This window comes from Pantoea sp. SGAir0430 (genome assembly GCF_043549295.1).
Genome location: NZ_CP039427.1, coordinates 351,452 through 377,666, shown reverse-complemented (window position 1 = coordinate 377,666; position 26,215 = coordinate 351,452). Strand labels below are relative to the sequence as shown.

Genomic DNA, 26,215 nt, shown 5'->3' with positions numbered 1-26,215 from the left:
TATCCAGATCAATTTCCTTTTAGACGCTGCGATGCGCTTTTTGTAAGGTGAAAAGGTCATAAAAAATTCATAAGCAAACGCAGATAAGTTCGCTGCTGACGGAGCGGCGCGGGCTTTTTTCGCCTGGGAAATTTCCCGAATCGCAGCGGTTGAGCAATAAACACGCGCTCGATCAAAAATTGAAAAAAAACCTGTTATCCGTTGACACCAGGTGCAGGCCTTGTGGCGTGGGGATCCAGGATTTTCCCCACCCCCCAGGGCGTAAAATTTTGTGAAAATCAACTCTTGTGATGAACCGATTGCTGACTAGAATACTCACCATATTGTTGTTCAAACTTTCCGCACCCCCTATATATAGTGTTTATCCACAGGCTTACTCACAATGAGCCGCCTGTGAATAGACGGGGGATAATTTTGTATTTCATGGACAGGTAAACACGCGACATGAACCAAAGTCTGCTCGTTACGAAACGCGATGGCCGCCAGGAGCGCATCGACCTCGATAAGATTCACCGGGTGCTGGACTGGGCAGCTGAAGGGCTGAACAATGTCTCCGTCTCGCAGGTTGAGTTGCGTTCGCACATCCAGTTTTACGATGGCATCAAAACCTCGGACATTCACGAGACCATCATCAAAGCGGCTGCCGATTTGATCTCCCGTGACGCGCCTGATTACCAGTACCTGGCCGCGCGTCTGGCTATCTTCCACCTGCGTAAAAAAGCGTACGGCCAGTTTGAGCCACCGAAGCTGTACGACCAGGTAGTGAAAATGGTCGAGATGGGCAAATACGATCGCCATCTGCTGGAAGACTACAGCACCGAAGAGTTTGAGCAGATGGACGGCTTCATCGACCACTGGCGCGACATGAACTTCTCCTACGCGGCGGTGAAGCAGCTGGAAGGCAAATATCTGGTGCAGAACCGCGTCAGCGGTGAAATCTACGAGAGTGCCCAGTTCCTGTATATTCTGGTCGCCGCCTGCCTGTTCTCCGGCTATCCGCGCGATACGCGCATGGATTACATCAAGCGTTTCTACGATGCGATCTCCACGTTCAAGATCTCGCTGCCTACGCCTATCATGTCCGGCGTGCGCACCCCGACCCGTCAGTTCAGCTCCTGCGTACTGATTGAGTGCGGCGACAGCCTGGATTCCATCAACGCCACCTCCAGCGCTATCGTGAAATATGTTTCACAGCGTGCCGGCATCGGCATCAACGCGGGTCGCATTCGTGCGCTCGGCAGCCCGATCCGCGGCGGTGAAGCGTTCCACACCGGCTGTATCCCGTTCTATAAGCACTTCCAGACGGCGGTAAAATCCTGCTCGCAGGGCGGCGTGCGCGGCGGTGCGGCAACGCTGTTCTACCCGATGTGGCATCTGGAAGTGGAAAGCCTGCTGGTGTTGAAAAACAACCGCGGTGTTGAAGGCAACCGCGTGCGTCATATGGATTACGGCGTGCAGATCAACAAGCTGATGTACACCCGCCTGCTGAAAGGCGAAGACATCACCCTGTTCAGCCCGTCCGACGTGCCAGGCCTGTATGACGCGTTCTTCGCCGATCAGGATGAGTTTGAGCGTCTGTATACCAAATATGAGAAGGACGACAGCATCCGCAAGCAGCGCGTGAAAGCCGTCGACCTGTTCTCGCTGATGATGCAGGAACGTGCTTCAACCGGCCGTATCTACGTGCAGAACGTTGACCACTGCAACACCCACAGCCCGTTCGATCCGGCCATTGCGCCAGTGCGTCAGTCTAACCTGTGCCTGGAAATTGCACTGCCGACCAAACCGCTGGAAGACGTCAACGACGAAAGCGGCGAGATTGCGCTGTGCACCCTGTCCGCCTTTAACCTCGGTGCGATTGAAAGCCTGGACGATCTGGAAGAGCTGGCGACGCTGGCAGTACGCGCGCTGGATGCCCTGCTCGATTACCAGGATTACCCGATCCCGGCGGCAAAACGCGGTGCGATGGGCCGTCGTACCCTGGGTATTGGCGTGATCAACTATGCCTATTACCTGGCGAAACACGGTGTGCGCTACTCCGACGGCAGCGCCAACAACCTGACGCACAAAACCTTTGAAGCCATTCAGTACTGGCTGCTGAAAGCCTCCAACGAGCTGGCGAAAGAGCAAGGTGCCTGCCCGTGGTTTAAAGAGACCACTTATTCGCAGGGCATTCTGCCGATCGATACCTATAAAAAGGATCTCGACAGCGTATGTAATGAGCCGCTGCACCTTGACTGGGAAGCGCTGCGTGAGTCGATCAAAACCCACGGCCTGCGCAACTCCACGCTGTCTGCACTGATGCCGTCTGAGACCTCTTCGCAGATTTCGAACGCCACCAACGGTATCGAGCCGCCGCGCGGTCACATCAGTATCAAAGCGTCGAAAGACGGGATTCTGCGCCAGGTAGTACCGGAGTATGAGCGTCTGAAAGATCAGTACGAACTGCTGTGGGAGATGCCATCAAACGACGGCTATCTGCAGCTGGTGGGCGTGATGCAGAAGTTTATCGATCAGGCGATTTCATCGAACACCAACTACGATCCAGGCCGTTTCGCCAATGGCAAAGTGCCGATGAAACAGCTGCTGAAAGATCTGCTGACCGCGTACAAATTTGGCGTGAAGACCCTGTACTACCAAAACACCCGTGACGGTGCCGAGGATGCGCAGGACGATCTGGCGCCGTCTATTCAGGACGATGGCTGCGAAAGCGGCGCCTGTAAAATTTGATCGAAAGGCGCCTGCGGGCGCCTTATCGTGTCTGGGCCAGCAGCGGCTGGCCCGTTTCACTTTTGGACTTAGTCATGGCTTACACTACTTTCTCACAGAACAAAAATGACCAGCTGAAAGAGCCGATGTTCTTCGGCCAGTCAGTGAACGTTGCCCGTTTCGACCAGCAGAAATACGACATCTTTGAAAAGCTGATCGAGAAGCAGCTCTCTTTCTTCTGGCGTCCGGAAGAAGTTGACGTCTCGCGCGATCGCATCGACTATCAGGCGCTGCCGGAGCACGAGAAGCACATCTTCATCAGTAACCTGAAGTATCAGACGCTGCTGGATTCCATTCAGGGCCGCAGCCCGAACGTGGCGCTGCTGCCGCTGATCTCGATTCCCGAGCTGGAAACCTGGGTAGAAACCTGGGCGTTCTCCGAGACCATCCATTCACGCTCGTACACTCACATCATCCGTAATATCGTCAACGATCCGTCACTGGTGTTTGATGACATCGTGACTAACGAGCAGATTCTGGCGCGCGCGCAGGATATCTCGAAGTATTACGACGATCTGATCGAGATGACCAACTACTGGCATCTGCTGGGTGAAGGCACGCATCAGGTGGCGGGCAAGAGCGTGACCGTGAATCTGCGTGCGCTGAAGAAGCAGCTGTATATCTGTCTGATGAGCGTTAACGCGCTGGAAGCGATTCGCTTCTACGTCAGCTTTGCCTGCTCGTTCGCCTTCGCCGAGCGCGAACTGATGGAAGGTAACGCCAAGATTATTCGTCTGATCGCCCGTGACGAAGCGCTGCACCTGACCGGCACCCAGCATATGCTGAATCTGATGCGTACCGGTGAAGACGATCCTGAAATGAAAGAGATCGCCGCCGAGTGCCGCGACGAGTGCTTCGACCTGTTTAAGAAAGCGGCCGAGCAGGAAAAAGAGTGGGCTGAGTATCTGTTCAGCGGCGGCTCAATGATTGGTCTGAACAAAGACATTCTGTGCCAGTACATTGAGTACATCACCAATATCCGCATGCAGGCGGTGGGCCTTGATCTGCCGTTCCAGACGCGTTCTAACCCGATTCCATGGATTAACTCGTGGCTGGTGTCAGATAACGTGCAGGTGGCGCCGCAGGAAGTTGAAGTGAGCTCTTATCTGGTGGGTCAGATCGACTCCGAAGTGGGCGAAGACGACTTCAACGATTTCCAGCTGTAAGCATGAGCCGTTCCGTGGTCATTCTGCGCAGCTCCGGCTCCCGGCTGGAGTGCGCAGACGAACACCCTAATCTGCTGACGACGCTGGAAGCACACAATGTGTGCGTCGAGTTTCAGTGTCGCGAAGGCTACTGCGGCTCCTGCCGCATGCGTCTGCTGAAAGGCGAAGTGGATTATGCGGAAACCCCACTGGCGTTTATTCAGCAGGGCGAGATTCTGCCCTGCTGTTGTAAGGCCAGAGGGGAGATTGAGATCGAGCTGTAACCTGCCGGCCGTACTGCTGAATCTCCTTTTATCGCGTTAAGATCCCGCATGGTCAGAGGGGGAACTGAGCACGCCGGAACGGCAAAACCCGCTCCCTGCGGGCCTCGACACGCGGCATCCCTGCCGCGTGACGTCCGGCTAAGCCCAGCTTCCCCCTCTTCCCTTTCAATTCTGGTGCTGCTGTAACAGGCACCCGACAACAGCGACCACCGAATCCAGCAGGGCGTGGGAGGCATAGCCGCTTGCAGCAGCCTCCGCGCCATGGATGGCGCGGCGGCAGGCCCCAGGGAAGGGTTCATGCCGGTGCGGCAAGCAGCTATGCCTCTCACGACGCGGCACCCAACACAAAGCGATGCTGATCCCATGGCATCAGCAATCACAAGCCTGGAAAGCGTTAGCTCTTCACCGTCTCCAGAACATCAATCCAGCCGTGACCGGTACTGACTTCACTGCCGTGCAGCCAGCGGCGCAGCATATTCATCGCCATCATCGCTACCACTTTCTGCCGGGTTTCCAGATTATGCCGCCCGTGGGTAAATTTCACCCGCTGGCCCCGGCTGGCTTCCGGTGTGTGCAGCGCAATCGACACTTCCCCTTCCTGCAGATCGCCAACCGACAAGGCCAGCACTGTGCCCTGCTGAGCGGCCAACTGACGCGTGCGCGTAACCTGCGCTTCCAGCGACTCCTCACGAGCCGGCAGCAGCTCAGCGGCGCTAAGCGGCACCTGCGCGGCGGCCAGCTGCCAGTGCAGCAACCCGGCTGTGTATTGTTCGCTCAGAGCAAGGCGGAAGCCGCGATCGTGCAGTTCCCGCGCCAGCACGGCCGGCAATCCTTCAAAGCCTTCAAAAATGGTGCACTCGGCCAGCAGTAACTTAACCTGCTGCCACACCTGCTCCATCGCCACGCGCTGGCTGGCCGGGCCGGTCAGTTTGATCTCAATAATGGGCATCGACGAACGGTAGCCCATCACTACGCCTTCCGGCAGCGGCAGCGGTTCAAGCTCCGCGGCGATATCGCTCTCGCCGCGACCAAAGGTGGTCAGACGCAGGCACAGCGGGGGTTCTGGCAACCTAAAACGCGCCTTAAGACGCGGAATAATCTGCTGCTCAACCATCACTTTGAATTCTGACGGCACGCCGGGGGTAAAGAATATCCAGCAGCGATTAAGCTGCAGGGCAAACCCACAGGCGGTGCCGACCGGGTTATCGATCAACTCGGCATTGGCCGGAATCTCCGCCTGCTTGCGATTACTGGGTGCCATGAGCCGCCCGCGGCTGGCAAACCAGGCTTCCATCTTCTCCAGCCACGCCTGCTGCAGCACCAGTTCGCTGCCGCTGGCGGTGGCCGCTGCCTGGGCGCTGAGATCGTCGCTGGTCGGCCCGAGACCGCCGTTCACAATCAGCACGTCGGCAATCTGACTGCGACTCTGTAGCGCTTCAACCAGCGAGCTCATCGCATCGCCGACCGTACTGCGACTGGTCATCGGCAGGCCGTGCTGAAACAGCACATCGGCCAGCCACGCGGCGTTGGTATCGACAATCTGCCCATGTAACACTTCATCGCCCGTTGAGAGCATTTCGACACGTATCACGATCTTTTCTCCTTATCCCTGTGGCTTTCACTGTAGGGAGCGCGCAGGCGAAACACAATCGCCGCCGGTGCGAAATAGCGGGTTAATCGCGATGCGGAAAGGAAACAGCGGGAAAGCAGGAATCGGGCGCGACGGACATCGCGCCCACGGGGATTAACGGCGCGCCAGCAGCAGGCCAACAAACAGACCGGCAGCCGCACCGATACCAATGCCCTGCCACGGTTTTTCATGCACGTAATCGTCGGCACGATACGCTGCCTGTTTGGCACGATAGTAATAGCTGTCGGACGCCTGGCTCACGCGATTCTTCACGTCTTCCAGCGCCTGCTCGGCTTTCTGCTTCAGTTCGATATATTTCTGGTCCGCCGGATCGCCCGAGGAGCGCAGCACTTCTTCCAGCGTTTCCGTCAGCAGCGCCAGATCGTCATCAAGACGGGTTTCAAATTGATCGGTAGATGACATGTTCACAATCCTCCATGTTTAAATGCGGTGTCGATTAACTATAGTCATAAATCGCGTTTTTGCGCCGCGCCGTCATCCGCTGACTGCGCTTTTTGCCGCGCTGAACGCAAAGTTATGTCATCCGGGGCGTTGCACGCGGAATTGTGCTTCGTTTATTTGATTAATCTGATAAATTTTCAGCGGACTGAATTTTTTATTTTCGCCACTGTCGTAACCCCCTGTAGCCTGACGCTAAATGTCTTGCGACAGCCTCAATACACCCGAGCAGCTAAGGAAAAGATTTCCGGCATGAATCGTAGAAAATTTATGAAAGCGTCCATGGCCCTCTCTGCCGTTAGCGGCATGACCGGGCTCTCCTCGCTGTTTGCGCAGTCCGCCTGGGCCGATGATGGCATCGCCGACGGAACCGCCGTGCGCTTCGATTTCGATGTGCTGAAAAAGAAAGCCGCGGCGCTGGCCAAACAGCCCTGGGGCGGCGCGCCCGGCCCCCTGCCCGCGACCCTGGCCAATCTGACACCGCAGGCGTACAACGAAATTCAGTACGACGCTAACCACTCACTGTGGAACAACATCGCCGACCGCGAGCTGGATGTGCAGTTCTTCCACGTTGGCATGGGCTTTAAGCGCCGCATTCGCATGTTCTCCGTTGACGCCGCCAGCCGCGAGGCGCGGGAAATCCACTTCCGTCCGGAACTGTTTAATTATCACAACGCCAACGTGGATACCCAGCAGCTGGTGGGTAAAACCGACCTCGGCTTTGCCGGTTTCCGCGCCTTTAAAAAACCGGAGCTGGCGCGACGCGACATCGTTTCTTTCCTCGGTGCCAGCTACTTCCGCGCGGTAGATGAAACCTACCAATATGGCCTGTCAGCCCGTGGCGTCGCGGTTAACACCTTCAGCAATGGCCAGGAAGAGTTTCCCGACTTCACCGCCTTCTGGTTCGAGACGCCAAAAGCTGAAGACACCACCTTTGTGGTGTATGCACTGCTGGACGGGGCCAGCGTCACCGGTGCCTACAAGTTCACCATTCACTGCGAAGAAAAACGCGTGGTGATGGAGGTGGAAAACCACCTGTTTGCGCGCAACGAGATTCGTCAGCTCGGTATTGCGCCCATGACCAGCATGTTCAGCTGCGGCACCAACGAACGCCGCATGTGCAATACCTATCATCCGCAGATTCATGACTCCGATCGCCTGGCGATGTGGAGCGGCAGCGGCGAGTGGATTGCCCGTCCGCTGAATAACCCGCAGCGCCTGCAGTTTAATGCCTATCAGGATGAAAACCCGCGCGGCTTCGGTCTGCTGCAGCTGAATCATGATTTCAAAGATTATCAGGACGTGATTGGCTGGTATGACAAACGACCCAGCCTGTGGGTGGAGCCGATCGGTAAATGGGGTAAAGGCGCCATCAACCTGATGGAGATCCCGACGACCGGGGAAACGCTGGATAACATTGTTTGCTTCTGGCAGCCGGCCGAGCCGGTCAAAGCTGGCAGCCAGTTTAATTTCCAGTACAAACTCTACTGGAGCCAGCTGCCGCCGGTCCGCAGCGGTCTGGCCCGTGTTGATGCCACGCGCACCGGTATTGGTGGCTTCCCGGAAGGCTGGGCACCGGGCGAACACTTCCCGGACCAGTGGTGCCGCCGCTTTGCTATCGATTTCATTGGCGGCGACCTGCAGGCGGCCGCGCCGAAAGGTATCGAACCGGTGATCACCGTGTCGTCCGGCACCTTCAAACAGGTAGAGATTCTCTACGTCGAACCGCTGAAAGGTTACCGTATCCTGTTTGACTGGTATCCGAATAGCGACTCAACCAAACCGGTGGATATGCGCCTGTTCCTGCGCACCAAAGATGAGACGCTGAGCGAAACCTGGCTGTATCAGTATTTCCCGCCACCGCCCGATCAGCGCAAGTACACCGACGACCGGCAGATGACGCCGGGCTAACCTGCACGGCGAGGCCAACACCTCGCCGTTAGTTTTTCTGCATACCAACGTGCGGAATATTATCTTCCAGATAAACGTCCGTGACCGCCCGGAAGCCCAGGCGACCATAAAAGCCTTCCAGATGCGCCTGCGCGGACAGATACACCGCCCGCTGCGGCCAGTGCTGTTCGCAGCTGTTCAGCGCCTGCTCCATCAGCCGATAGCCCAGTTTCAGGCCGCGCGCCTCTTCCGACACAATCACCCGACCAATGGTCACCGGCGAAGAAGCCAGCGCGGGCGTCAGCAGACGCGCATACACCAGCAGTTTGCCATCAAGAAAGCCCAGCAGATGGCGGTTATCAGCTGTCAAATCCTGGCCATCTATATCCTGATACGGACAGGCCTGTTCGACGATAAACACCTGATTGCGCAGCGCCAGCACGGTATACAGCTGCTGCGCGGTCAGTTCACTGTGGTGGCAATCAAGCCATTGCATATCCATCGTGCTTCCTTGTCTGAGCGAAAAAAGTGATCTTCACAGCCTATCACAGCGCATGCGCTAAACGCAGTTGGCTGCACGTAACAGGGGCGGACACGCGGAGCAATGTGATCAAACTCTCAAATTGCAGGCAAAAAAAATCAGGCCCGCAGGCCTGATTGTGAAGATGACGCGCTGTTTACATCAGCGGCTGGGCCAGCTGCACCAGCGTGATGAGCGGCTGCGGATAAACACCGAGCAGCAATACGAGGATGGCGGAGATCAGCACCACCACACCACCGGCGGTGAACGCCCAGTTGGCTGGAGTATCACGAGTGTGCAGTTCCGGCGGGCTGAGGTACAGGCTCACCGTAACGCGCAGGTAGTAATACAGACCAATGGCGCTACCGGCGACAACCGCCGCGGTCAGCCACCACAGATGCGCGTTAACACCGGACGCGATGACGTAAAACTTACCGATAAAGCCCAGCGTCATTGGGATACCGGCCAGCGACAGCATCATCACCGTCATCACGGCGGAGAGAATCGGACGATGCCAGAACAGACCGCGATACGAGTAAAGCGTATCGGCATCCGGACCACGGTACGGGCTCGACATCAGGCTGACCACACCGAAGGCGCCCAGGCTGCTGAACAGGTAACCGGCCAGATAGACACCGGCGGTTTCCAGCGACAGCTGATGGGTTTTCACCGCAATCAGCGCCACCAGCAGATAGCCAAGATGCGCGATAGATGAATAGCCGAGCAGACGCTTGATGTTGCTCTGCGAAATCGCCATCAGGTTACCGAACAGGATCGAGACGAAGGCAATCACACCCAGCACGGTGCGCACCGCTTCACTGTCGGTTACCGGTGCGTACATGAACAGACGCATGATGACCGCAAAGATAGCGATTTTGCTGGCGGTGGCGAGGAAGGTCGAGACCGGAGCCGGCGCGCCCTGATAAACGTCTGGCGTCCACAGATGGAACGGCACCAGCGACAGCTTAAAGCCAAGACCGATGATCATCATGCCCAGCCCGACCAGCAGCAGCGGCTGCTGAATCATGCTGTCATTCAGGCTTTTGCCGAGCTGCACAAAGCTCAGGCTGCCGGAATCGGCGTAGACCAGCGCAATACCGAAGATCAGGAATGAGGAAGCCGCAGCCGACAGAATCATGTACTTCAGCGCCGCTTCCAGCGAGCGCTTCTGACGGAAGGCGTAGCCGATGAGACCAAACAGCGGCAGCGACAGCAGTTCGATACCGATGAACAGCGCCGCCAGATGGTTGGCGCTGGCCAGCACAATCCCGCCCAGCGCCGCGATCAGCACCAGCAGATAGAACTCATCTTTGTTGTCCGGGAAACCGGCCAGCCACGGATAAGCAAAGGTGCAGGTTGCCAGACTCGCCAGCATCACCAGCGCGGTATAGAACATCGAATAGCCATCCACGCGCAGCAGCGGCGTGACATCCATGGCGCCCACGTGGCCCACAAACCACAGCGACAGCAGCGCGAGGTTAAGACCGATGACCGTCAGCGTGGCATTAACAAAGTGGTTGCGTCGCCACGCAATGGACAGCATCACAACCACCACCGTCAATCCGACGATTAACAGCGGTAGCAACGCGATCAATTGTTGAGGAGTTATTGTCATGGCGAATTACGGCCTTGTAGTTGAAATTGAAGCGGTAAACCACTGCTGAATATTGCTCATCGCAGCATGGGACGTGTCGAGGATTGGCTGCGGATAAACGCCCAGCAGCACCAGCAGCACGACCAGTACACCGATGGTCAGGAATTCGCGCGGCGACATTCCAGCCAGCGGCTCTTTTGATTTGGCTTCGCCGTAGTAAGCGCGCTGCATCATGATCAGCGAGTACACTGAGGCAAATACCAGGCCGAAGGTGGCAATCACGATAATCAACGGCACCACCTGATAACTGCCGGTCAGAATCATGAACTCACCCACAAAGTTACCGGTGCCCGGCATACCGAGGTTAGCCACGGCAAAGAACAGCGACAGGCCCGGAATCCACTTGATGCGCGACCACAGGCCGCCCATCTGGCGCATGTCACGGGTATGCAGACGTTCATACAGCTGACCGCACAGGATGAACAGCGCCGCGGCCGACAGGCCGTGCGCAATCATCTGCACCACCGCGCCCTGGAACGCCAGCTGGCTGCCGGTGTAGATGGCAATCAGCACGAAGCCCATGTGCGAAATCGAGGTGTAGGCGATCAGGCGTTTGATATCGGTCTGCGAGAACGCCATCCACGCGCCGTAGAAGATACCGATGATGCCGAGCCACATGGCGATCGGCGCGAACTCCGCCGACGCATTCGGGAACAGCGGCAGGCTAAAACGCAGCAGGCCGTAAGCCGCAGTTTTCAGCAGGATACCGGCAAGGTCAACCGAACCAGCGGTCGGTGCCTGGCTGTGGGCATCCGGCAGCCAGCCGTGCAGCGGCACCACCGGCATTTTCACCGCAAAGGCGATGAAGAAGCCGAGCATCAGCAGATACTCAACGGTGTGTGACATTGGCGTTTTCAGCAGCTCTTCATAGCTGAACGTCCAGACGCCAGTGGCGTTGTAGTGCACAAACACCAGCGCCAGAATGGCAATCAGCATCACCAGACCTGACGCCTGGGTATAGATGAAGAATTTGGTTGCCGCGCTGATACGGGTTTTCCCGTCAGACGCTTTGTGACCCCAGAGCGCGATGAGGAAGTACATCGGCACCAGCATCATTTCCCAGAAGAAGAAGAACAGGAACATGTCGATGGCGAGGAACACGCCGATCACGCCGCCGAGAATCCACATCAGGTTGAGGTGGAAGAAGCCCTGATACTTTTCGATTTCATTCCACGAGCAGAGAACCGCCATCAGACCCAGCAGGCCGGTCAGCACCACCATCAGCAGCGACAGGCCATCCAGCGCCAGATGGAAATTAATGCCAAAGCGTGGGATCCACGACACCAGGAAAGTCGACTGCCACTGCGGCAGGCCCGCAGCCTGCGTCAGCGAATAGCCGCCCTGCAGCCACAGCTGCAGGCCCAGCGCCAGCGTCAGCCCCATGGTGATCAGGGCAATCCAGCGCGGCACCTTCGCGCCAAGGCGCTCAGCCAGCCAGCAAAGCAAGCCCCCAACAAAGGGTATAATTATTAGCCAAGGTAATAACACGGCGTACATTCCCTATTTTCGTCTTCGTTCAGGCTATCGGACGCGCCTGTTTCGCCTCGCCCGCGCGGGCAACGTTCACGTATTACTACGCGCCGGTTGCTGCGCTAACGAACACCAAACTGACTGCGTTGATCTCACCCGTGCATCAGACAATTTTGAACATTCTTACGTGGGGCGCTAAACCATCGCGCGCCCCGCTCATCAATCGTTAAATCACCAGCATCAGCGCCAGTACCACCACGGCACCGACGCTCATCGACGCGATATACCAGCGCAGATAGCCGTTCTCACTCACCACCAGACCTTTATTACCGATGCGCGACAGCAGCGCCGGCAGGTTCATCAGTGAATTGAGCGGATCGCGCTGCAGCAGCCAGGCAATGCCAAGGTACGGTTTAACAAATACCTTGTCGTACAGCCAGTCGAAGCCCCAAGCCGCAAACCACCAGGTGCCGAAGAAACGGCCCGGCGCGCTGTTGGCGATGCGGGTGACCAGCTGACGTTTGCCCAGCCACAGCGCGGCGGCAATCAGGATTCCGATAATCGCCACGGCACCCGAGGTGATTTCCAGCGCCACTTTGCCGGTTTCACCAAACTCGTTCTGTGGCAGCACGCCCGCCAGCGGAGGCGTAATCAGCGCGCCAACGAAGGTCGAGAGTACCAGCAGCACAATCAGCGGCAGGTGATGCGTAATGCCTTTACCGGCATGCGCATGAATTTTCTCTTCGCCGTGGAACACGATGAAGATCATGCGGAAGGTGTAGATTGAGGTAAGAAATGCACCCACCAGACCGGCGACCATCAGATTGATGTGACCGTTTGCCAGCGCACCGAACAGAATCTCGTCCTTACTGTAGAAGCCGGCGGTAATCAGTGGCAGCGCAGCCAGCGCGGCACCGCCCACCAGGAAGCAGACATACACCAGCGGGATGCTCTTACGCAGACCGCCCATTTTGAAAATGTTCTGCTCGTGATGACAGGCCAGAATCACGGAACCGGAAGAGAGGAACAGCAGCGCCTTGAAAAACGCATGGGTCATCAGGTGGAAAATCGCGGCGTCCCACGCCTGTACGCCCAGCGCCAGGAACATGTAGCCGATCTGACTCATGGTGGAGTAAGCCAGCACGCGTTTGATGTCGGTCTGCACCAGCGCGGCGAAGCCCGCCAGCACCAGCGTAATCGCACCAACGATACCCACCAGATGCAGCACTTCCGGCGTCAGCAGGAACAGACCGTGGGTGCGGGCAATCAGATAGACGCCTGCGGTTACCATGGTGGCAGCGTGGATCAGCGCGGAGACCGGCGTCGGACCGGCCATCGCATCGGCCAGCCACGTCTGCAGCGGCAGCTGTGCCGATTTACCCACGGCACCGCCCAGCAGCATCAGCGTCGCCCACTGCAGCATGTGGTTGTCCGCCGCGAAGTGCGCCGGGGCCAGCTCCATCAGCTCACGGAAGTTCAGCGTACCCAGTTCGTTGTAGAGAATGAACAGCGCAAAGGCGAGGAACACGTCACCGACACGGGTGATGATGAAGGCTTTCATCGCCGCTTTGCCGTTTTCCGGATTGCTGTAGTAGAAGCCAATCAGCAGGTAGGAACACAGCCCTACCCCTTCCCAGCCCAGGTACATCAGCATCAGGTTATCGGCCAGCACCAGCACCACCATGCTCGCGATGAACAGGTTAGTGTAAGCGAAGAAGCGTGAATAACCCTCTTCACCGCGCATGTACCACGAAGCGAACATGTGGATGAAGAAGCCGACGCCGGTGACCACCGACAGCATGGTCAGCGACAGACCATCCAGCACCAGGTTCACTTTGATGTCAAAGTTACCGACGTGCATCCAGGTCCACAGCGCCTGGGTAAATGGCTGCTGGCCGTGGCTGAAGAAGTCCACACCCACAAATACGGTGGTCAGCGCCGCAAGGCCTACTGAACCCATCCCCACCGCAGCCGACAGGTTCTCCGACCAGCGACCACGGGAAAACGCCAATAGCAGGAAGCCAATCAGCGGAAATAATACGGTTAAATAGAGAAGATTCATCCGCGCATCTCGCTCACTGTGTCAATGTTCAGCGTCTGACGACGACGATAGAGCTGGAGCAGCAGCGCCAGACCAATACTGGCTTCCGCCGCCGCGAGGCTGATTGCCAGGATGTACATCACCTGGCCGTCGGCTTGTCCCCAGTAGCTGCCTGCCACCACCAGCGCCAGCGCTGCGGCGTTGATCATGATCTCCAGACCGATCAGCATAAACAGCAGGTTGCGGCGCAGTACCAGCGAGGTCAGGCCGAGAACAAACAGCACAGCAGCCAGAATCAGGCCGTGTTGTAACGGGATCATGCGTGCTCCTCCTTATTGGCCGCCGCGTCTGACACGCGGTTGCTCAGCACTTCGCCCTGACGATCTTCACGTCCGATATGGAACGCCACCACCAGACCGGCCAGCAGCAGCATTGACGCCAGCTCAACCGCCAGAACATACGGGCCAAACAGACTGATGCCCACCGCTTTGGCATCGATGACGGTGCCATCAATACCCTGGTCGGTCGCGGTCAGGATGGCGTAGATCATCACCACCAGCAGTAGCAGCGAGACAATGCCCGGACCGATCCACAGCGACGGCTTCAGCCATTCGCGCTCCTGATCCTGCTGGGTTTTACCCAGGTTGAGCATCATTACTACGAACACAAACAGCACCATGATGGCACCGGCATAGACGATGATCTCCAGCGCACCGGCAAAATAGGCACCCATGGAGAAGAACACGCCGGCAATCGACAGCAGCGAAACAATCAGGTACAGCAGCGCATGTACCGGATTGGTGTGGGTGATGACGCGCAATGTCGTCAGCACCGCCACCAGTCCGCAAAGATAAAACGCAAATTCCATACCTGGCTCCTTAAGGTAATAAGCCTTTAACGTCGATCGGTTTGGCTTCGTTTTCCGCGTCGCCTTTGTCTTTACCGTCGATCGCCATACCTGCCATGCGGTAGAAGTTGTACTCCGGATATTTACCCGGGCCGGAAATCAGCAGGTCTTCCTTCTCATACACCAGATCCTGACGCTTGAACTCACCGAGTTCGAAGTCCGGCGTCAGCTGAATCGCGGTGGTCGGGCAGGCTTCTTCACATAAACCACAGAAGATGCAGCGCGAGAAGTTGATGCGGAAAAATTCCGGATACCAGCGGCCATCCTGCATCTCCGCTTTCTGCAGCGAAATACAGCCGACCGGGCAGGCAACGGCGCACAGGTTACAGGCCACGCAGCGCTCTTCGCCGTCCGGATCGCGCGTCAGCACGATACGGCCACGGTAGCGCGGCGGCAGATAAACCGGCTCTTCCGGATACATCTGGGTTTCGCGTTTGGCGAAGGCATGCATGCCAATCATCCAGATACTGCGCACTGTCGTGCCGAAGCCAACGACAATATCTTTTAAAGTCATTTCAAAACCCCTTACTGCGCGTTGTACAGAATCACTGCGGCAGTGGCCAGCAGGTTCAATAACGTCAACGGCAGACATACTTTCCAGCCGAACGACAGCACCTGGTCATAGCGTGGACGCGGCAGCGCAGCACGAATCAGGATAAACATCACCATAAAGAACGCCGTTTTCAGGGCGAACCAGATGAACGGCGGCAGGAACGGACCGTGCCAGCCACCGAAGAACAGGGTGACGATCAGCGCCGAAACGGTAGTAATGGCCACGTACTCACCGACAAAGAACAGGCCGAACTTCATCCCGGCATATTCGATGTGGTAACCGTCGGCCAGCTCCTGTTCCGCTTCCGGCTGGTCAAACGGATGACGGTGGCACACCGCGACGCCAGCAATACAGAAGGTCACGAAGCCAAAGAACTGCGGGATGATATTCCACAGGTGCGTCTGGCTCTCAACGATGGCGTTCAGGTTAAAGGAACCCGCCTGCGCCACCACGCCCATCAGCGACAGGCCGAGGAACACTTCATAGCTCAGGGTCTGCGCGGAGGCACGCATTGCACCGAGCAGCGAGTATTTGTTGTTACTCGACCAGCCCGCGAACAGTACGGCGTATACCGCCAGACCCGCCATCATCAGGAAGAACAGCAGACCGATGTTCAGGTCGGTGACCATCCAGCTCGGCGAAACCGGCACAATCGCAAACGCCAGCAGCAGCGAAACGAAGGCGATGACCGGTGCCAGGGTAAAGATAAAGCGATCGGTAAATGGCGGAACCCAGTCCTCTTTAAAGAACATTTTGATCATGTCCGCCGCCAGCTGCAGCGAGCCGCCCCAGCCTACACGGTTCGGTCCATAACGGTTCTGCCACAGGCCGAGCAGACGACGCTCGGCAAAGCTCATGAAGGCACCACAGGCCACCACCACCAGCAGGATGACAATGGCTTTAACCACCTGCAGGATGATGTCAATAACGTCCGGTGTCAGCCAGCTCATTGCGCTGCCTCCTGCAGTTTGTCAATTTGCGCACCCGCGAGGAACGGCGGTACACCCGGCATGCCGAGCGGCAGACCCACCTGCCCCGCCTGCAGTGCCGCAGAGAAGCGCACCGGCAGACGCAGCGTTTCACCGGCGCAAACCAGTTCCACGGACGCACCGTTGTTAACGCCCAGCTTCTCAGCATCTGCCGGGTTGATCACCAGCGCGGCCGGTGCCATGCGTTTCTGGAAGGTTGGCGAGCGCTGAGTCATCTCTTCACTACCAAACAGCTGATAGTAAGGTGCCACGCGATACTGGCTGCCGCCCACGAAGCGTGCCGGAACCTGGCTGAACCAGTCCAGTGCACTTTCGCTGGCTTCGAACAGCCGCACGCCCGGATCGCCATGACGCAGTTTACCGCCCACTTCCGCCTGGAACTTGTTCCACGCCTGCGGTGAGTTCCAGCCTGGTGCCCAGGCAAAAGGAATCTGCGAACGCGGTGCCGACGGCTGGTTGTTACCTTCCATGGAGAAGGCAAACATGGTGTCTTTATCCTGCGGCTGACGCGGTTCGTGCACGCTGATGTTGGCGCGCGCAGCGGTACGGCCACTGGCACGATGCGGTGAACGCGCCAGTTTCTGGCCACGAATACGGAAGCTGGCGTCCGGCGCCGCGTCCTTAATCCCTTTCAGCTGCGGCAGCGCCACAATCGCGGCATCAATCACGTGATCGAGTTGCGTCCAGTCAATCTGGCGGCTCTCGACGGCGCTGTGCAGCGAATGCAGCCAGCGCCAGCTCTCCAGCATCACCACGCTATCGTCGTAGTAGGCCGGATCGTAAACCTGGAAGAAGCGCTGGGCGCGACCTTCATGGTTGATGGAGGTACCGTCGCTCTCAGCAAAGCTGGCGGTGGAGAGCACCAGACCGGCTTTCTCCAGCGTGGCCGTGCGTTGATGATCAACCACAATCACGTGCGCGGTGTTGTGCAGTGCCGCATCGACGGTGGCTTTCGGCGCGTGACGGTAGAGATCGTTCTCCAGCACCACCAGCGCTTCCGCTTCGCCTTTATCCAGCTGCTCCAGCGCGCTGTCCAGCGACTGACCGCCCATCAGGCCAAGACCAAAGCTGTTGGCGGCACCGGCGAGGAAGGTAATACCGACGTCGGCACCGCGCGCTTTCAGCGCTTTAGCCACGTTGGCTGCCGCTTCAATCATTGCCGTGCTGCCTGAGTGGGTGCCGGAAATGATCAGCGGTTTTTTCGCGCCGGCCAGCGCCTGTACCACCACGTCCAGCTTGCCGTTCAGGCTGCTGTCAAAGTCGCTAACCGCCGGTGCGCTGTCATCCAGCGCGTGCGCGATGGCGAAGCCCAGGCGTGCCTGATCTTCCACCGGTGCGCGATAGCTCCACGCGGCGATATCATCGAGACGGGTTTCATCAACGTTAGTGACAAACAGCGGATGTTTGGCATGCTGACCAATGTTGAGGATGGCGGCGATCTGCCAGTCCGCGACTTTCTGAGCGGCGGCCATTTCGCGTGCTTTGCCTTTAACGGCCTGACGCACCGACAGCGCCACGCGGGCACCAACCTGAGTCAGGTCTTCACCCAGCACCAGCACGGCGTCATAGCTTTCAATTTCACGCAGCGATGGCGTGTAGATGCCGCCCTGCTGCAACACTTTCAGCATCAGCTCAACCCGCGCCTGCTCAGCTGCCGGCATACCGGTTGAGAAGTTTTCTGCGCCCACCAGTTCGCGCAGCGCGAAGTTGCTTTCGATACTGGCGCGTGGCGAACCGATACCGATCACCTTCTTCGCCTGACGCAGGATATCCGCGGCGGCATTAACCGCCTGCTCTGCGTTCAGCGTGATGCGGTCGCTACCGCGCAGCTGTTCCGGATGACGCGGACGATCTTTACGGTTTACGTAGCCATAGCCGAAACGGCCACGGTCGCACAGGAAGTAGTGGTTCACCGATCCGTTGTAGCGGTTTTCGATACGACGCAGCTCGCCATAGCGCTCGCCCGGGCTGGTGTTACAACCCACGCTGCACTGCTGGCAGATGCTGGGCGCAAACTGCATATCCCACTTACGGTTATAGCGTTCAGAGTGGGTTTTATCGGTGAACACGCCGGTCGGGCAGATTTCTACCAGGTTACCGGAGAATTCGCTCTCCAGCGTGCCATCTTCCGGACGGCCAAAGTAGACGTTGTCATGCGCGCCGTACACGCCAAGATCTTTGCCATCGGCGTAATCTTTGTAGTAGCGCACGCAGCGGTAACAGGCGATACAGCGGTTCATCTCATGCGAGATAAACGGCCCGAGATCCTGATTCTGATGGGTACGCTTGGTAAAACGGTAGCGACGGAAGCTGTGTCCCGTCATTACCGTCATATCCTGCAGGTGACAGTTACCGCCCTCTTCGCACACCGGACAGTCGTGCGGGTGGTTGGTCATCAGCCACTCCACCACGCTTTCACGAAACTCTTTCGCTTCGCCATCGTCGATGGAGATAAAGGTGCCGTCAGACGCAGGCGTCATGCAGGACATGACGAGGCGACCACGGGTATCTTCGGCATTCTGGAATTGCTTCACCGCGCACTGGCGGCAGGCTCCCACGCTTCCCAGCGCCGGATGCCAGCAAAAATAAGGAATATCAAGGCCCAGAGACAGACACGCCTGCAGCAGGTTGTCCGCTCCGTTCACATCATATTCTTTACCGTCTACATGGATTGTAGCCATAGTGAACATGCTTCCGTAAGGCTCGTCCGCAGACGAGCGTTAAACATCTAATTCCTGCCCCGCAGCCTCAGGCCCGGGCGATTCCGTGTACGACGGCGGCTTACCAGCGCGCTTTCAGCAGGTTAGGCTGAATCCCGCCAATGGCGCGGGTATTGCCAAACACCTGCGGCGCAATGCCGGCTTCAAACTCGTCACGGAAATATTTAATCGCGCTCTGCAGTGGCTCAACGGCACCCGGTGCGTGGGCGCAGAACGTCTTGCCCGGACCGAGCTGGCGGCAAAGCTGCAGCAGGGTTTCGATATCCCCCGGCTGGCCTTTTTTCTGCTCCAGCGCACGCAGGATCTTCACGCTCCACGGCAGACCGTCACGGCACGGCGTACACCAGCCGCACGACTCGCGCGCAAAGAACTCTTCGAGGTTGCGTACCAGCGACACCATATTGATTTCGTGGTCGACCGCCATCGCCAGCGCGGTACCCAGACGGCTGCCGGCTTTGCCGATGCTGGCAAATTCCATCGGCAGGTCGAGGTGCTGCTCGGTCAGGAAGTCGGTACCGGCTCCGCCCGGCTGCCAGGCTTTGAACTTCAGGCCATCGCGCATTCCGCCGGCATAATCCTCGAGGATTTCACGCGCGGTGGTACCAAACGGCAGCTCCCACACGCCCGGATTTTTCACCCGGCCGGAGAAGCCCATCATCTTGGTGCCAGTGTCTTCGCTGCTGGAGATGTTTTTGTACCACTCCACGCCATTCAGGAAGATCGCCGGCACGTTGGACAGCGTCTCAACGTTGTTGACGCAGGTCGGTTTGCCCCAGACGCCGGCACTGGCCGGGAACGGCGGCTTGGAACGCGGGTTAGCGCGGCGCCCTTCCAGCGAGTTGATCAGCGCGGTCTCTTCGCCGCAGATATAGCGGCCGGCACCGGTGTGAACAAACAGCTCGAAATCGAAGCCGGTACCAAGAATGTTTTTACCGAGATAGCCCGCGGCAGTGGCTTCGGCGATGGCACGACGCAGATTTTCCGCGGCTTCGATGTATTCACCGCGCAGGAAGATGTAGCCACGGTAGGCTTTCAGCGCAAACGCACTGATCAGCATGCCTTCCACCAGCTGGTGCGGCAACTGCTCCATCAGCAGGCGGTCTTTATAAGTGCCAGGTTCCATCTCATCGGCGTTACACAGCAGGTAACGGATGTTCATGGATTCATCTTTGGGCATCAGGCTCCATTTCAGGCCGGTGCTGAAGCCCGCACCGCCGCGCCCTTTCAGGCCGGAATCCTTCACCGCGGCGACGATCTCGTCCTGGCTCATGCCCTTCAGCGCTTTATCGGCGCCAACGTAGCCGTTTTTACTGCGGTATTCATCGAACCATACCGGCTGTTTGTCGTCACGCAGACGCCAGGTCAGCGGATGGGTTTCCGCAGTACGAATGATCTGTTTAATGGTCATTGATACTGCTCCAGCAGGTTGGCGATGCCTTCCGGCGTCAGGTGAACGTGGGTATCTTCATCCACCATCATGGTCGGGCCTTTGTCACAGTTGCCGAGGCAGCAGGTTGGCAGCAGCGTAAAGCGGCCATCCGGCGTGGTTTGTCCTGGCTTAATGTTCAGGTTCTGCTCCAGCGCCGCCTGAATGCCCTGGTAACCGGTGATGTGGCACACCACGCTGTCGCAGTAGCGAATCACGTGGCGGCCAACCGGCGTACGGTAGATCTGGCTATAAAACGTCGCCACACCTTCTACGTCGCTGGCCGGAATGCCCAGTACCTCAGCAATCGCGTTGATGGCACCGTCTGGCACCCAGCCGCGCTGCTTCTGCACGATCTTCAGCGCTTCAATCGACGCCGCGCGCGCATCTTCGTAGTGATGTTTTTCATGCTCAATAGCGTGGTGCTCGGCCTCGCTCAGCACAAAGACCTCAGTCGGGTCGATGGTTTGAATGGCAATTTTTTGATCGTGCATAATTAGCGGTCCACGTCTGACATAACAAAATCGATACTACCGAGGTACACGATCAGGTCGGATACCAGGCTGCCGCGGATCACCGAAGGAATCTGCTGCAGATGCGGGAAGCTCGGCGTACGCACGCGGGTGCGGTAGCTCATGGTGCTGCCATCGCTGGTCAGGTAGTAGCTGTTGATCCCTTTCGTCGCTTCAATCATCTGGAACGATTCGTTGGCCGGCATTACCGGGCCCCACGAAACCTGCAGGAAGTGCGTAATCAGGGTTTCAATGTGCTGCAGCGTGCGCTCTTTCGGTGGCGGCGTGGTCAGCGGATGATCGGCTTTAAACGGCCCTTCCGGCATGTTTTTCAGGCACTGCTCAAGGATACGCAGCGACTGCCACATCTCTTCCATCTTCAACTGCACACGGGTGTAAGCGTCGCTGATACCGGCGCCGACCGGCACCTCGAAGTCGAAGTTTTCATAGCCGGAATAGGGACGCCATTTACGCACGTCGAAGTCCAGACCGGTGGCGCGCAGACCGGCACCGGTGGTGCCCCACGCCAGCGCTTCGTCCATGTTATAGGCGGCCACGCCCTGCGAACGGCCCATCAGCACGGTGTTGCGCAGCGCAGCTTTGTCGTACTCTTTCAGACGCTTCGGCATCCAGTCTAGGAACTCGCGCAGCAGACGCTCCCAGCCTTTCGGCAGATCGTGCGCCACACCGCCGATGCGGAACCACGCCGGGTGCATACGGAAACCGGTGATCGCTTCCACTACGTCATAGATTTTCTGACGGTCGGTAAAGGCAAAGAACACCGGTGTCATGGCACCGACGTCCTGAATAAAGGTGGAGATGTACAGCAGGTGGCTGTTGATACGGAACAGCTCTGACAGCATCACGCGAATCACATTCACGCGATCCGGCACGGTGATGCCCGCCAGCTTTTCCACCGCCAGTACGTACGGCATTTCGTTTACGCAACCACCGAGGTACTCGATACGGTCGGTATACGGAATATAGCTGTGCCAGGACTGACGCTCGCCCATCTTCTCCGCGCCGCGATGGTGGTAACCCACGTCCGGAACGCAGTCGACGATCTCTTCGCCATCCAGCTGCAGAATGATGCGGAACGCACCGTGCGCTGAAGGGTGGTTCGGACCGAGGTTGAGGAACATGAAGTCCTCATTGGTGGTGCCACGCTTCATGCCCCAGTCTTCCGGCTTGAAGGTTAGTGACTCCATCTCCAGATCTTCTTTCTGCTTAGTCAGCGTGAAAGGATCGAACTCGGTGGCGCGCGCCGGGTAGTCTTTACGCAGCGGGTGCCCTTCCCAGGTCTGCGGCATCATGATGCGCGTCAGGTGCGGGTGGCCGTTGAAGGTGATACCAAACATCTCCCAGGTTTCGCGCTCGTACCAGTTGGCGTTGGCGAAAATTTTGGTGATGGTGGGCACATTCAGATCGTTTTCAGACAGCGCCACCTTGAGCATGATGTCGCGGTTGCGTTCAATCGACAGCAGGTGATAGAAAACGGAAAAATCCGCGGCGGGCAGACCGGCGCGGTGGGTACGTAAACGCTCATCGAAACCGTGCAGGTCATAGAGCATGACGTACGGCTTCGGCAGCTTACGCAGGAATTCAATAATTTCCAGTAGCTGTTCACGCTTCACCCAGACGACCGGAATGCCGGTGCGGGTGGCCTGAACGGTAAAGGCATCCGGCCCAAAACGGTTACGCAGCTCGCCGATCACCGGATCATCCAGGTGATCCCGGGTTTGCCATGCAGGCTGAGCGAGATCTTGCGTGGTTAAATCTGTCATACGTTACTCACCATTCCGGCCTGTAATCAGGCACTCAAAAGAAGGCGTCAGGATGGCGGCACACACTACGTTGTCATTATCTGCTGCGGCCGTGGCTCCATCCGTGTACGGGGTGCTTAAACTTCGTCTGGGGTTCTCAGGTTGGTGACGGCAATACGCTCACCGCGCTTTCTTTCACGCTCAGACTGCATATTGGCGCGATACACGCCCTGATCGCCAACCACCCACGAGAGTGGACGACGTTCTTTGCCGATGGACTCACGCAGCAGCAGCAGCGCCTGCATGTAAGCTTCCGGACGTGGCGGACAACCCGGGATATACACATCAACCGGCAGGAATTTATCCACACCCTGCACCACCGAATAGATGTCATACATGCCGCCGGAATTGGCGCAGGCCCCCATCGAAATCACCCATTTTGGTTCCAGCATCTGATCATACAAACGCTGAATCACCGGCGCCATTTTGGTAAACGGCGTACCGGCGATCACCATAAAGTCAGCCTGACGTGGCGAGGCGCGCATTACTTCCGCACCGAAACGCGCCACATCATGTACTGCGGTGAATGACGTGGTCATTTCCACGTAGCAACAGGAAAGGCCGAAGTTATACGGCCAGAGAGAGTTTTTACGACCCCAGTTCACCATGTCATGCAGGGCGTGCTCGAGCTTGCCCATATAGACGCTGCGATGAACGTGCTGCTCCAGAGGATCGGTAACAATCTCCTGTTTCTGCAGGGGATAACGGTCGTTATCGCCCCCGTTCGGGTCTACGCGTGTCAGCGTGTAGTCCATCTTATTGCCTCGCTTTTACTGCTTATGAGGGTTGGTGTGACTGTGGCTGACCGGGCTCGATTTGACGACTACGCGACGACGCGCAGGCGCCCAATCCAGCGCACCGATGCGCACCAGATAAACCAGGCCTGCCAGGAGCACCAAAATGAAAATTGCGGCTTCGACAAAGCCGACCCAGCCGCTTTCGCGAATGGAGGTCGACCATGCGTATAGATAGAGGGCTTCGACGTCGAAAATGACGAAAAACATCGCAACCAGATAGAATTTTGCCGAGAGGCGGATATGGGTATCACCGACGGATTCGATACCGGATTCAAACGGCGTGTTTTTATGGCGCGCGCGTGCACGTCCACCTAACAACCAGCCACCGGTTAACATAAAGGCACACAGGCCAAACGCGATAACAATGAAAACAATAAACGCCCAGTGATGAGCGATGACTTCTGTGGTTGTTGACATACTCTTTGCTTACTCATCAAAAGTGGCGATGGCATCCTGCACTGTCGCAGCAAACACACCACATCGATTCAAGGGAAGGATAAAAAACCTTATAAACTTTGCTGTCTTTATCAATTAAGCAGCAATTTTATGGGGTTTTTTACTCCTTTCTATAACCTTTTGTCAACTTTGACAAAAGTATCCAAACATTAATTTACACCCGCATCATATTATTAACATATGCACCCCTGAGCGCCAGCTAAATCGCTTCAGTTTGTACGGTTAATTTCAGTGTAGCGGGTATTCACATGCATGGATCGTGCGTTTAACAATCATAGTTTGACAGGTCTTGCGCGGATTTCCCCCCCCTTATCGGGGGTATTTTTTTGATCCAGAACACATATTGACGTTTTTTGCTGGAAAAACCGGCAGGCGGTCTGACGAAAGACGGAGATAAAGTTGGCACGAAATGATAAATAAATTCCGCGCAGGATGAAAATGAAACACATTTCACTTTTCAGGAAGTTAGTGAAATTATCAGGTGCTAATCGTGCTAAAAAAGCGGAAATAACCGCCATAAAAAAAGCCTTAGCTGATTTTCATCAGGCTAAGGCTCTTTTCTCTAACTTTTAACAATTATCTGGCATGCCGGTTGTGACGGATTACCAGTAACGGTCAACCTTACTCTTCATCATCCAGCAGCAGCGTACCGTCCGGATTCGCGCTCAGATTGTAAGGATCGTTAGTGGACTGCATCGCGTTGAAGATGGCCAGTGCCAGCTCATTATCGCTGTCCGGATTACGGCACAGCAGATATTGCGTATCCGGCAGCACCGGCAGGCCTTCTGCCGCCCCCATCACGCGCAGCTCCGGGCTCATCATTTCAACCGGACGCGCGGTGACACCCAGCCCCGCTTTTACCGCCGCACGTACCGCCGCCAGCGTGGAAGCCACGTAGGAGATACGCCACGGGATACCCGCTTCGTTGAGATGATCGATCGCCATGTCACGGTACGGGCTTGGCTCATCCAGCAGCACCAGCGGAATGGCTTCACCGCGCTGGAAAATATAGTCTGCCGCGCAGTACCACAACGTTGGCGAGGTGCGCAGCACCTGGTAGGTGAAGTTACCCGGACTGGAGGTGGTGACCACCAGATCCACTTCGCCCTGATTCAGCATTTCCATCATAAACGGATTACGCTTCACGCGGACGTCGATTGCCAGTTTCGGATACACTGACGTTACGCGGTTAAGCAGAAACGGCAGAATGGTATCAGAGGTATCGTCAGACGCGCCAATCGTCAGCACGCCCTGGATATTGCTGTACATTAAAGAAGTGCAGGCTTCATCGTTGAAACGCAGGATCTTCCTGGCGTAGCCAAGCAGCTGAATGCCATGCTCAGTCAGCAATTTGTTACGTCCATGTCTGGCAAACAGCTCTTTACCTACCAATTGTTCCAGACGTTGCATCTGCTGGCTTACGGCTGATTGCGTTCTGCATACTGCTGCAGCGGCGGCTGCAAAGGTATTCAGGTCAGCAACGGCGACAAAAGTACGCAGCAGATCGAGGTCGAGATTCAGTATCGGACGATTTGCATTAGTCATGTTATTTCTTCACTTATAAGATTTTTTGAAACTACTACCCTGGTGTATTACCATGTTTATCAAAGAGATAAGTGGTAATGGTGCTTAATGATCGCCCTGTGTGAAGGCGCTCATGAAAAAATCGAGTCAGGCGGATGCCGACGAACACATCACCGCAAAACAGGCAATGGCGTCGTAAAAGTCAGAACAACTTCCTGGGCCAGGGACGTCAGTAGAACGTTGCTGGAAGCTGTGTAGTTGCCTGGTTTCCCGCCAAACTGTCCTGCGGGGCAAAAAGGAATAACATCTTGTTATGCTGATGCGAAGCGATAAAGTGCATCAAATAATAAATTATACTTAATCATTTTTACGCTATAAATGGAAATGTTTTTGTTCAAAACATCGTAATTTTTGACCAAAAGCCATTTCCGGCACATCCTGCCACAACGCTGCTGATTTTTTAACCCGCCTGGTTCTTAAACTGAATGATAAGCGTTAAAGTGACAGCGTAAATGCTATTTAAGCCGCTGCCACGCGATTTTATCCCCGGCTGACGGGGCCTGGTTTCAACCGCCTGGCAAAGCAAATAACCGTCGTCATCGCCTCATGCCAGATAGTGCTTAATCATTGCTGCACATTTTTTCGG

21 protein-coding genes and 1 pseudogene are annotated in these 26,215 nt (G+C 56.8%); 5 read left to right on the top strand and 17 right to left on the bottom strand.

From position 1 onward, the window contains the following. Positions 1-444 precede the first annotated feature (444 nt). The 3 genes from nrdA (at position 445) to yfaE (ending at position 4,198) form a co-directional block, all read left to right on the top strand. Complete coding sequence (nrdA, locus tag E7738_RS01880) at positions 445-2,730, top strand: class 1a ribonucleoside-diphosphate reductase subunit alpha (protein ID WP_021509231.1); 2,286 nt, start codon at positions 445-447, stop codon at positions 2,728-2,730. 74 nt (positions 2,731-2,804) lie between these two features. Beyond that, positions 2,805-3,935: a class Ia ribonucleoside-diphosphate reductase subunit beta gene (gene nrdB / locus E7738_RS01875; RefSeq protein WP_021509230.1), complete on the top strand. Its 1,131-nt coding sequence runs from the start codon at positions 2,805-2,807 to the stop codon at positions 3,933-3,935. A gap of 2 nt (positions 3,936-3,937) precedes the next feature. After that, positions 3,938-4,198 carry a class I ribonucleotide reductase maintenance protein YfaE gene (gene yfaE / locus E7738_RS01870; RefSeq protein WP_021509229.1) on the top strand — a complete coding sequence of 87 codons (261 nt, stop codon included), beginning with the start codon at positions 3,938-3,940 and terminating at the stop codon, positions 4,196-4,198. A 394-nt stretch (positions 4,199-4,592) separates the two neighbouring features. Here the strand turns inward: yfaE and E7738_RS01865 are convergent, their stop codons facing one another. After that, positions 4,593-5,789, bottom strand: coding sequence for a nicotinamide mononucleotide deamidase-related protein YfaY (locus E7738_RS01865; protein ID WP_278427119.1), 1,197 nt, complete (start codon positions 5,787-5,789; stop codon positions 4,593-4,595). A gap of 153 nt (positions 5,790-5,942) precedes the next feature. Then, positions 5,943-6,251: a stress response protein ElaB gene (elaB, locus tag E7738_RS01860; RefSeq protein ID WP_021509227.1), complete on the bottom strand. Its 309-nt coding sequence runs from the start codon at positions 6,249-6,251 to the stop codon at positions 5,943-5,945. Positions 6,252-6,539: 288 nt separating this feature from the next. Here elaB and E7738_RS01855 point away from each other — a divergent pair, with 288 nt between their 5' ends. Further along, positions 6,540-8,198, top strand: coding sequence for a glucan biosynthesis protein D (locus E7738_RS01855; RefSeq protein ID WP_394516032.1), 1,659 nt, complete (start codon positions 6,540-6,542; stop codon positions 8,196-8,198). A 28-nt stretch (positions 8,199-8,226) separates the two neighbouring features. Here E7738_RS01855 and E7738_RS01850 read toward each other — a convergent pair whose 3' ends face one another. The 14 genes and pseudogenes from E7738_RS01850 to E7738_RS01785 all read right to left on the bottom strand — a co-directional run bounded on the left by E7738_RS01850 (position 8,227) and on the right by E7738_RS01785 (position 24,006). Continuing rightward, on the bottom strand, positions 8,227-8,679 hold the full coding sequence (locus E7738_RS01850) for a GNAT family N-acetyltransferase (protein ID WP_275028288.1): 453 nt from the start codon (positions 8,677-8,679) through the stop codon (positions 8,227-8,229). Positions 8,680-8,854: 175 nt separating this feature from the next. Then, entirely contained in the window at positions 8,855-10,312 is a 1,458-nt protein-coding gene (gene nuoN / locus E7738_RS01845; RefSeq protein WP_031280039.1) for an NADH-quinone oxidoreductase subunit NuoN, read from the bottom strand. Positions 10,313-10,318: 6 nt separating this feature from the next. Then, positions 10,319-11,839, bottom strand: coding sequence for an NADH-quinone oxidoreductase subunit M (gene nuoM / locus E7738_RS01840; RefSeq protein ID WP_031280038.1), 1,521 nt, complete (start codon positions 11,837-11,839; stop codon positions 10,319-10,321). A 208-nt stretch (positions 11,840-12,047) separates the two neighbouring features. Beyond that, positions 12,048-13,883, bottom strand: coding sequence for an NADH-quinone oxidoreductase subunit L (gene nuoL, locus E7738_RS01835; protein WP_058775806.1), 1,836 nt, complete (start codon positions 13,881-13,883; stop codon positions 12,048-12,050). Further along, entirely contained in the window at positions 13,880-14,182 is a 303-nt protein-coding gene (nuoK, locus tag E7738_RS01830) for an NADH-quinone oxidoreductase subunit NuoK (protein ID WP_013509877.1), read from the bottom strand. Before nuoK ends, nuoL begins: the two co-directional genes overlap by 4 nt. Beyond that, a complete protein-coding gene (nuoJ, locus tag E7738_RS01825) occupies positions 14,179-14,730 on the bottom strand; it encodes an NADH-quinone oxidoreductase subunit J (protein ID WP_021509221.1) in 552 nt (183 codons plus the stop codon). The genes nuoK and nuoJ overlap by 4 nt, the downstream gene beginning before the upstream one ends. Positions 14,731-14,740: 10 nt before the next feature. After that, positions 14,741-15,283 carry an NADH-quinone oxidoreductase subunit NuoI gene (gene nuoI, locus E7738_RS01820; RefSeq protein WP_021509220.1) on the bottom strand — a complete coding sequence of 181 codons (543 nt, stop codon included), beginning with the start codon at positions 15,281-15,283 and terminating at the stop codon, positions 14,741-14,743. 11 nt (positions 15,284-15,294) lie between these two features. Beyond that, positions 15,295-16,272: an NADH-quinone oxidoreductase subunit NuoH gene (gene nuoH, locus E7738_RS01815; protein ID WP_021509219.1), complete on the bottom strand. Its 978-nt coding sequence runs from the start codon at positions 16,270-16,272 to the stop codon at positions 15,295-15,297. Next, a complete protein-coding gene (nuoG, locus tag E7738_RS01810) occupies positions 16,269-18,992 on the bottom strand; it encodes an NADH-quinone oxidoreductase subunit NuoG (RefSeq protein ID WP_325923912.1) in 2,724 nt (907 codons plus the stop codon). The genes nuoH and nuoG overlap by 4 nt, the downstream gene beginning before the upstream one ends. Positions 18,993-19,092: 100 nt before the next feature. Further along, positions 19,093-20,433, bottom strand: coding sequence for an NADH-quinone oxidoreductase subunit NuoF (gene nuoF / locus E7738_RS01805; protein ID WP_031280037.1), 1,341 nt, complete (start codon positions 20,431-20,433; stop codon positions 19,093-19,095). A gap of 2 nt (positions 20,434-20,435) precedes the next feature. Then, a pseudogene (nuoE, locus tag E7738_RS01800) lies at positions 20,436-20,979 on the bottom strand (NADH-quinone oxidoreductase subunit NuoE). Beyond that, positions 20,954-22,753: an NADH-quinone oxidoreductase subunit C/D gene (gene nuoC / locus E7738_RS01795; protein WP_031280036.1), complete on the bottom strand. Its 1,800-nt coding sequence runs from the start codon at positions 22,751-22,753 to the stop codon at positions 20,954-20,956. The pseudogene nuoE and the gene nuoC overlap by 26 nt, the downstream one beginning before the upstream one ends. 116 nt (positions 22,754-22,869) lie before the next feature. Next, positions 22,870-23,547 (bottom strand): NuoB/complex I 20 kDa subunit family protein, encoded by a 678-nt coding sequence (locus E7738_RS01790; protein ID WP_021509214.1) that lies wholly within the window; start codon positions 23,545-23,547, stop codon positions 22,870-22,872. Positions 23,548-23,562: 15 nt separating this feature from the next. Then, the gene (locus E7738_RS01785) at positions 23,563-24,006 is read right to left on the bottom strand and encodes an NADH-quinone oxidoreductase subunit A (protein WP_348879195.1); all 444 of its coding nucleotides are present in this window, start codon (positions 24,004-24,006) and stop codon (positions 23,563-23,565) included. 477 nt (positions 24,007-24,483) lie between these two features. Here E7738_RS01785 and E7738_RS01780 point away from each other — a divergent pair, with 477 nt between their 5' ends. Further along, a complete protein-coding gene (locus tag E7738_RS01780) occupies positions 24,484-24,618 on the top strand; it encodes a hypothetical protein (RefSeq protein ID WP_021509212.1) in 135 nt (44 codons plus the stop codon). A 48-nt stretch (positions 24,619-24,666) separates the two neighbouring features. Here the strand turns inward: E7738_RS01780 and lrhA are convergent, their stop codons facing one another. Then, a complete protein-coding gene (gene lrhA, locus E7738_RS01775; protein ID WP_021509211.1) occupies positions 24,667-25,590 on the bottom strand; it encodes a transcriptional regulator LrhA in 924 nt (307 codons plus the stop codon). Positions 25,591-26,215: the final 625 nt, after the last annotated feature.